This is a genomic window from Paraburkholderia elongata (assembly GCF_013177735.1).
In the GTDB taxonomy this organism is placed as follows: domain Bacteria; phylum Pseudomonadota; class Gammaproteobacteria; order Burkholderiales; family Burkholderiaceae; genus Paraburkholderia; species Paraburkholderia elongata.
The window spans coordinates 26,662-34,573 of the sequence record NZ_WOEZ01000121.1; the positions used below are offsets into that span (position 1 = coordinate 26,662).

The following is a 7,912-nucleotide window of genomic DNA, read 5'->3' on the forward strand; positions in this document are numbered from 1 at the left end:
TTTGTTCGACTGCTGCTCCACTCTCGCTAAGGAGAGGAAACGATCTTGAACGCTGAACCCAACACGACTTCGGACATCCTGTCAGAAAATGAATTTTGTCACGCGCCTGCTCTCCCCGCGCTGCCCTCATCCCATCATCCGTCATCGCATCGGCCGGACCGACTCACTTCAGCGCCCGAGGTTCGAGACCAGTGGGCGACGACGCTCGCAGCCATCGATCAAATTTCTTCCCCGCCAGACCCGATGCGGAATCCTCCGGACCTGTCCGGTCGCTCCCGCTTGGGTGGCGAGCTGCTCGGTTCGCGTAAGGCGGACGGTGGTGACGTGCGCACCTATACTGTGACGGTCGTGGAGGAGCTGTCTAATGCGCTCTTCGCGTTGCGCTGGCACGACGCGACGCTCTGCAACTACGAGGAGCAGGTCTGGGCACCGTGTTTCGCTCCCGCGTCGGGGCGTTGCGCCCTGTCTGGCGAGCATATCAGCAAGGGCGACCCGGTCTACCGGCCCCGAATCCGTGGATGGTTCATACCACTTAACAGCGACGCAGTGATTCTGGCCAGCGAGCTGATCAAGGCCAGCGCACGCGTCTGAGGCGCGCTGGAGTTGGCGTATGTTGACTCAAACTCACCAGCAAAGCATCGTCAGCGCGCTGGCCGTCTCAGGGTGCGCTCCACCGTTTGGCCACAAGCGGTTCAACATGAAACCAGTGTCGCGAGTTAGAAGTTCGTTGAATCAACTTCCCGTTCTTTCCGGAATCACGAAGTGCTGGTTAAAAAGCCGCTCGGACTCGCGCAATCCTTCTTCCGTAAAGATCACGGACTTCGTCTTGTTGACTGGGTCGTCGATGAAGCCTCGTTCATAGAGTCGGTTCAGCACATCCCAGTCGAAGCCCTTCCATGCGCGGTATCGGTCGTGCAGTGTCAGGTAGAGAAGGGCTAGGGCAACTTCATCAATTGCATCGGTATTGATATTCATAGTGCTCCTGCCGCAGCCTTCGGGACCTGCACACAAAACCGTTCGAGACTGGTCGGGACGTCGTCGGCCGACTTTGCTGAGTGATCCGCTGTTTCACCGCAACTGTCGTGACAATGCCATAAACGATCAAGCGCACGATTCAATGTGAAATTGAAAGAACCGGTTATCGGCCTGATTCGCGGACCCCGCGCGCCCCGTCGTTCACCGGATCGCCGGAGCGAAAGCGCTGTCGGTATTCGACGGGATTGATCTGAAGCCGGCGACTAAACGTGCGCCGAAGTGTATCCGCGCTCTCAAAGCCGCAACGCTTCGCGATTTCACCGATCGGGTGACGAGTGCTTTCGAGGTAGCGGCGCGCGGCGTCGATGCGCGCGTCGTTCAGGAATGCGATGAGACTGACGCCGCATTCCCTGGTGAAGATGCGTGACAGATTACGCGGACTCATTTTGAGCCGGCGCGCAAGCGACGTGGTCGTATGATTCAGATGAAGATTGTCGAGCAGGTACTGCTGAATCGACTGGATCTGGGAATCGCTGGCAGCCTGGGTTTCCAGCAGCGGGCTGAACTGCGACTGGCCGCCCGCGCGGCGCACGTACACGATCAGATACTTCGCGACGTCGAGTGCCATTTTCTTGCCGAAGTCCTCTTCGATCATGACCAGCGCGAGATCGATGCCGGCAGTCACGCCTGCGGTCGTGTAGAGGCCGCTGTCCTTTACATAGATCTGGTCAGGTTCGACCTTCGCCTTCGGAAACATCGACGATAGACGCGTGGCGTCCATCCAGTGTGTCGTGACCGTCCGGTTATCGATCATGCCGGCGGCGCCGATAGCAAAGACGCCATTGCAGATAGCGGCGATCCGCCTGGTACTCTTGTGCTGCTTCGCGAGCCATTCGCTAAGCGTCGAGTCTTCGAGTACTTCGAATACGCCGAGGCCGCCGGGCACGATCACCGTGTCGAAATGCGGACACGGATCGAAGATGGTCCGGTCCGGCATTACCGTCAGCCCGCTGGAAGACAGCACGCTGCCCCGCGTTGTGCCGATCGTCAGCATTTCGTATTCGCACGCCCCCTGACTGAGGATGCGGACCTCCGCAAAGGCGTCCTTGGGGCCCGCGATATCGAGCAGCTGGAATCCGGGGAACAGGACCATTCCGACGGTGATCTTGCGCATAGGTGTCAGGCAAAATAGAGCCGAGGCTGGCGCGACGCATGCTGCATGCGCTCGCCTAGCGGCTCGTCTCGAGTTCGTCGAAGCGCCGGGTTCGGTAAAGCACCATCGATACGAGCCAGCTTGCGGCGAAGATACCAATGATGACGTAGCCCAGCGTGCCGAAGTTGTCGTTCAACTTACCGATAGCATCCCACAGCTTGCCTTCGAGCTTCAAGTGGTCAGAAATCAGGCCCAAGGCCTCGATCGTGCCGACCAGCAGCGCGACCGCGACCGACACCAGCGTGATCGTCATGTTGTAGTAGATCTTACGAATCGGCTTTAGATACGCCTAGCCGTAGGCGCCGAGCATCAGGTGACCGTCGAGCGTATTCAGAATCAGCAGGTTCAGGAACGCGATCGCGAACAGGAAGACGGTCGATACCGACGTGCTGATCAGTCCGCCCAATTCCTTGTATTGGGCAAAGCGCGTGCTCAGCACGCTTGCGACTGCTGCGACCGCGAGCGAGGCGATGACGATGATGGTCGAGTGACCGAGCGAGAAGAACAAACCCACGGCGACAGGGCGTTTTTTTTCCTGCATGAGCTTACGGGTCACGTTGTCGATCGCCGCAATGTGATCGGCATCGACCGCATGGCGCAAGCCCAGTCCATAGGCGATCAACGCGGTGCCGAGCAGGACCGGGTGGTCCCAGAACGACACGAACGCCCAGATCCATGCGGCGGCATTAGTCACCAACAGCAGGCCGTAGATGCCGAAGAGCTTGCGCTGGACCTGCGGATCGGATCCGGTGAGTACATTGGACAGTTGCTTGAGCATGGTAGATATCCTGATGAAACATCGTTATGCGATATGGCGGGCGCTCTCGTGCCCTTGCCTGAACGCCGGAAGCAAGGACACGGCTCAGTTGCTGGACGGCCGCAACGCGCGCAGATTCAGCGACGCCATATCTGTGGCCGATAGCACCCCAGCCTGCGTCACGGTCTTTTCGAGGGCGAGCAGAAAGCGCTCGTAGTAATCCCACGGCGGCTGCCCCGCGCAGTATCCGTCTTCCCATTCGGCGATCGACTCGATGAGATTCTGACGGAAGTCTTCCCACTCGAAGTGCCCCGCCTTCGACAGCGAAAGCGCGAGCCCGAATACTTGCCGTTCCCATGGCTTGTCGAACACCAGTTTGCCTTGCATGCGCGGTGGAGAGTCCGGATGTCCAAGCATGCTGGAGGCGGCATATTCCTCGAACCGGGTAAACATGATCAGACCGCCGGCCGCGGCGATGCAGACGGCGAGGGCACCAGCGCCACACCCATCATCGCTTCGGGTGTGACGAGCGCGGCCAGTTCCGCTTCGCTCATGCCTTCGGTGCCGGCGGGTCGCTCCGGGATGACGAACCAGCGGATTTGCGCGCTGCTGTCCCATACCTTGACTTCCGTATCGTCAGAAACTGGCACGCCGAACTCCTTCAGCACGGCGCGCGGTTCGCGCACGCCGCGCGCGCGGAAGACCGGGTCCTTGTACCAGTAGGGCGGCAGACCCAGCACGGGCCAGGGATAGCAGGAGCAGAGCGTGCAGATGATGAGGTTGTGAACACCGTCGCCGTTGGCGACTGCGGCCATGTGTTCGCCTTCCGCGCCTTCCATCCCGGCCGGGAAGTCCATTTCCGCAATCGCCTTCGGTGTGTCTTCGACAAGGCGTTCCCTGAACGCCGGATCGATCCACGCGCGCGCCACAATTTTCGCGCCATTGAACGGGCCAGCCATCGTTTCGAAATGACCGAGCACGGTATCGACTGAGTCGCTGCCCAGCACCCCTTTCTCGATCAGAAGCGCTTCGAGCGCCCGTACCTTGGCCGCGCTCGCGGCCTCGCGCTCGTCGTCGTATTTGAAAAGTTCGCTCATGTTAGTTCCGTACCAGATGATGGGTGTAGAGATTCAGTTCGATGCGTCGAGATACGCTTCGTATAGATCGGCGTAGATCGTCGTGTTCGGTTCGCTCTTGTCCTTGCCCCAGATGTCCTCGGCCTTGAATGCAACGCGATAGACGGGCATCGGCTCGCCGATGCCGTCGGGCCCGGTCGAAACGAAGTAAGAGTAGGCACCTGGATAGACGAGGTCGATCACACCGCGCTTGTTGCGCAGGTAGCCCGGCAAACGCGTGTGATCGACGGCGGCCGGATCGGCTATGCACACCCCGGTACCGGGTTCGAAACGCGGCGTCTGCTTCAGTGCGTTCAGCCCCGAATCGCCTTTTGCGAGGTAGTCGTTGATCTGCGAGGCAATTGCCGGATTCGGCTGTGCAGGCAGCGGCGCATCTGGATGGGCGCGGTAATGCGCGGTCTTCTGCGCGAGTTCGTCGGCCGATACATAACCCTGATCGACGAAGAATTGCGAAATCCCCATCAGCCACTTCTCGTAATACCGGTATTTGAAGTATTCGAACGGCTGCATGCCTTCGGCACCGGTGCGCAGCGACGCCCAGGTCCACGTATTCCTGAACGTGGTAGGCGGCGTCGCCACCGGGTACTTTGGCAGCGCGTCCGACAGATGCGTGCTTTCCGCCATCATCACCGTATGAATGCCGAAAATGCGCTTCTCCCACGGCTCGACGAAAACCCGTGTCTCGACATTGACGGGTCCGAGGTTTTCGAGCCCGCCAAGGCTATGCTGTAGTTTCATGGTGTGCGGTTCCTGAAGTGTGAGGTCAGTTGAGTTGAGGCTGAGGCTTGTGGCTCAGTGCTTCGCCGAACGCTTCGGAGACGATGCCGAAGACGGCGCCGGTGACGAGCGCGGCGGCGGCCACCAACGCGGGGTTCTGGATGCTGGCCGTGGTAATCGCCTTACCGGTGGTGACTGTGGTGCCGACCGTCGAAGCGAAGCCCCACACGACGGCGGGCAGCACATTCAGCAGCTTCTGTTTCGATACCTGCACCATCGCCGCGCTCCCGACACCGACGCAAATCGCTGCGGCGAGCGGCGCCGGGCCGGTATTGGCGATCGCCAGCAGCGAGAGCGACGCGATGACCAGGCCGGTGAGGTTCGACGCAACGCTCTGCACGAAGCCGCGCGGACCACCGCCGACCACGAAGAACGACGCCCACGCGATAAAGGTGACCCACACCGGGACCGGAAACACCGGTGCCGTGACGTAGGTGTCGACGACGGCGAGCACGCCGATACTGACGGTAAGCGCATCAGTCTTCTTCATTGCAGACTCCTTGAGGTAAGTGCGGCTAGTGGATACAGTTGAGAAACGATTCGCGTAGTTGCGGAAAATCCAGATTGCGGCCGATGAACACGAACTTGTTCTCGCGCGGCTCGTCCTTCAGCCATGCGCGTCCGGGTTCGGCTTCCAGCAACATATGCACGCTATGGAAATGGAACTGCCGCGCTTCGGCGTGGAAGTTGAGGACCCCTTTCATCCGCATCAGTTGCTGGCCTTGCTGCTGCACGAGTTCGTTGATCCAACGGTTAAAGCGCGTCGCATCGAGGTCGCCCTTTTCGATCAGCGCGCACGATTGAATCGACGTGTCATGTTCGTGGTCGTGAGCGCCCTCGTCGAGCAGATCGGGCTCGATCGCGAGCAGCGTGGGGGCGAGAAGCGACGCATACCCAGCAGAGCGTCCGCGCGGATTTGCGAACGGGTCGCGGTGATGATGGCGGCGGTTGGATTCAATGAACGGATCGTTCGTTCGATGGCGATTAGCTCGTCTTCCGTGATCAGGTCGAGCTTGTTGATCAGAATGACGTCGGCGAAGGCCACCTGTTCGCGCGCAATGTCGTCATCGAGTTGTCGGCGCAGATGCAGTGCGTCGACCACGGTGACGACCGATTCGAGATCCACGGCTTCGCGCAGGTCGGGATCGGCGAGGAACGTTTGCAGGACCGGTGCCGGATCGGCCAGTCCGGATGTCTCGACGATCAGGCGCTGCATGGGCGCCGTGCCGGTCTGCGGACGCGCCAGCAGCGCTTTCACACTGGCAACGAGGTCCGCGCGCACCGTGCAGCACACGCAGCCGTTATTGATTTCGACCAGCGCCTGTTCTTCGGCGATGATCAGTTGTCCGTCGATGCCGACTTCGCCGAATTCGTTGACGACCACGCCGACTGATCCCGGCGCGCGTTGCTGCAACAACTGATTGACGAGGGTGGTTTTACCCGCGCCGAGAAACCCGGAGATGATGGTGACGGGAAGTTTGGGCGGTGTGGGTGTGCGATTCATGAGAGAGTCCGTTGCTGATCGAGGCTGACTCAATAGAGCGAGTACCAGGCCTGTCGCCGTCATCCGTCTGTGCCGGAAATCAGCTTGTCCCGAATGCACTGAAAATGTGGCGGTTTTTGTCCGAGACGGAAGAAGAGGACAAAATGGCACGATGATGCGGCATGAATCCGATGCCAAACGCTGGTGCAGATGTGGGATTCGATGCGCCGCGACGGTGCGGAACGCTCCGTCAATATGCGGTGGGGCGGGAGGACGTAGGTGAGGAGAAGGCGGCGTTGCGGGGATGGCTCGCGGAATATGAGAGAAGTTATCCCTTCCAGCGATGCCGGATTAAATAGTCATGCAGATAGTTAGGTAAATTGAAGTCGAACCATTCCTTGATCAAGGAACCGTCACCGGACATTCGATGTCAGTCGACGATGGCTGGGCGACCACCTGAAAAGCCCTAGTGAAAGCGCGGATTCCCGGACGATTGACGGTGCCTACGGCGTGCCGTGCCGCTTCAGATTGACGCTGCGCGTCGTCCGGTTGACGAGTCGCACGCCGAGCCGGCTTTCCATCTGCACGAGCCGTCTGGTGGCAGCCGGCGGCGTTAGATCGAGCGCTCGGGCTGCCGCCGAGAGGCTGCCGTGGCACGCGACCAGCACAAAAAACTCAAGGTCGGAAGCGATATCAGTTTTCACTGAAAGTGAATAAACAAGTGATTTGAAGTGAATTCTAATCCTGCATCCCGCGGGTAAGCTATTACTTCCCGCTTCCCCGTACATTGACCCACGTGCGATGTCTCAGGGCGGCGTCATACGCATGTGCGGACTGCCGCTGTGGAAGGTTCTGCGCTACATCAAGGGCGAGATCTTCGTCACATCGGCACGATGTCGGCCGAGGCGGTTCTGCCGCAGATCCTCATCAAGATGGAAAAGCTGGGATGCAGGCGCTCGATCGGGGGGATGGTGTTGCCCACCAGGTATACGTTCAATGCCGACGGCACGGCGATCTACCTGACCGGCGATGTCGATGCGCGCAGCACGGAATCGGCGCTGCCGTCCGTGCACGATGCGACACCAGTGCCTGTGCAGCCCCCGCTGGGCCGTCATTAATGTCTGATGCCTTCGATATACGACCGTACCGACCATAATTTGCGAGTAACACCATAATGACAATCAAGACTGACGCACAGAACATTCGCGAAGCCGCCCTCGATTATCACGAGTTCCCGACCCCCGGGAAGATCGCGATCGCCCCGACCAAGCAGATGATCAACCAGCGCGATCTCGCGCTGGCGTACTCGCCGGGCGTCGCGTTCGCGTGCGAGGAAATCGTTGAAAACCCGCTGAATGCCGCCCGTTTCACCGCGCGCAGCAACCTGGTCGGCGTCGTCACGAACGGCACCGCAGTGCTGGGTCTCGGCAACATCGGGCCGCTCGCCTCGAAGCCGGTCATGGAAGGCAAGGCCGTCCTGTTCAAGAAGTTCGCCGGCATCGACGTGTTCGATATCGAGCTGAACGAGTCCGATCCGCACAAGCTGGTCGAGGTGATCGCCGCGTTGGAGC

9 protein-coding genes and 4 pseudogenes are annotated in these 7,912 nt (G+C 60.0%); 3 read left to right on the plus strand and 10 right to left on the minus strand.

The features are described 5' to 3' along the window. Positions 1 to 45 precede the first annotated feature (45 nt). On the plus strand, positions 46 to 591 hold the full coding sequence (locus GNZ13_RS52585) for a DUF3331 domain-containing protein (RefSeq protein WP_236002139.1): 546 nt from the start codon (positions 46 to 48) through the stop codon (positions 589 to 591). 141 nt (positions 592 to 732) lie between these two features. On the opposite strand, the gene GNZ13_RS22680 is transcribed toward GNZ13_RS52585, so the two are convergent. The 10 genes and pseudogenes from GNZ13_RS22680 to GNZ13_RS52595 form a co-directional block, all read right to left on the minus strand. Beyond that, on the minus strand, positions 733 to 975 hold the full coding sequence (locus GNZ13_RS22680) for a DUF6429 family protein (RefSeq protein ID WP_172168240.1): 243 nt from the start codon (positions 973 to 975) through the stop codon (positions 733 to 735). 163 nt (positions 976 to 1,138) lie between these two features. Beyond that, the gene (locus GNZ13_RS22685) at positions 1,139 to 2,149 is read right to left on the minus strand and encodes a GlxA family transcriptional regulator (protein ID WP_172168242.1); all 1,011 of its coding nucleotides are present in this window, start codon (positions 2,147 to 2,149) and stop codon (positions 1,139 to 1,141) included. Between the two features lie 55 nt (positions 2,150 to 2,204). Next, positions 2,205 to 2,966: pseudogene (locus GNZ13_RS22690) on the minus strand (HoxN/HupN/NixA family nickel/cobalt transporter). 84 nt (positions 2,967 to 3,050) lie between these two features. Then, entirely contained in the window at positions 3,051 to 3,398 is a 348-nt protein-coding gene (locus GNZ13_RS22695) for a nitrile hydratase accessory protein (RefSeq protein WP_172168244.1), read from the minus strand. A gap of 2 nt (positions 3,399 to 3,400) precedes the next feature. Beyond that, entirely contained in the window at positions 3,401 to 4,042 is a 642-nt protein-coding gene (gene nthA / locus GNZ13_RS22700) for a nitrile hydratase subunit alpha (RefSeq protein WP_172168246.1), read from the minus strand. 33 nt (positions 4,043 to 4,075) lie between these two features. Next, entirely contained in the window at positions 4,076 to 4,819 is a 744-nt protein-coding gene (gene nthB / locus GNZ13_RS22705; RefSeq protein WP_172168248.1) for a nitrile hydratase subunit beta, read from the minus strand. Positions 4,820 to 4,844: 25 nt separating this feature from the next. Then, on the minus strand, positions 4,845 to 5,348 hold the full coding sequence (locus GNZ13_RS22710) for a DUF1097 domain-containing protein (RefSeq protein WP_172168250.1): 504 nt from the start codon (positions 5,346 to 5,348) through the stop codon (positions 4,845 to 4,847). A gap of 25 nt (positions 5,349 to 5,373) precedes the next feature. Beyond that, positions 5,374 to 5,727, minus strand: coding sequence for a CobW C-terminal domain-containing protein (locus GNZ13_RS52590; RefSeq protein WP_328807274.1), 354 nt, complete (start codon positions 5,725 to 5,727; stop codon positions 5,374 to 5,376). Beyond that, on the minus strand, positions 5,646 to 6,362 hold the full coding sequence (locus tag GNZ13_RS22715) for a CobW family GTP-binding protein (RefSeq protein WP_236002140.1): 717 nt from the start codon (positions 6,360 to 6,362) through the stop codon (positions 5,646 to 5,648). The genes GNZ13_RS52590 and GNZ13_RS22715 overlap by 82 nt, the downstream gene beginning before the upstream one ends. A gap of 491 nt (positions 6,363 to 6,853) precedes the next feature. Next, a pseudogene (locus GNZ13_RS52595) lies at positions 6,854 to 7,045 on the minus strand (helix-turn-helix domain-containing protein); the annotation flags it as partial. Between the two features lie 106 nt (positions 7,046 to 7,151). On the opposite strand from GNZ13_RS52595, the pseudogene GNZ13_RS22725 reads away from it, so the two are divergent. Together GNZ13_RS22725 and GNZ13_RS22730 are read left to right on the plus strand one after the other, a co-directional pair. Beyond that, positions 7,152 to 7,366, plus strand: a pseudogene (locus GNZ13_RS22725) (cation:dicarboxylate symporter family transporter); the annotation flags it as partial. Between the two features lie 149 nt (positions 7,367 to 7,515). Further along, positions 7,516 to 7,912, plus strand: a pseudogene (locus tag GNZ13_RS22730) (NADP-dependent malic enzyme); the annotation flags it as partial.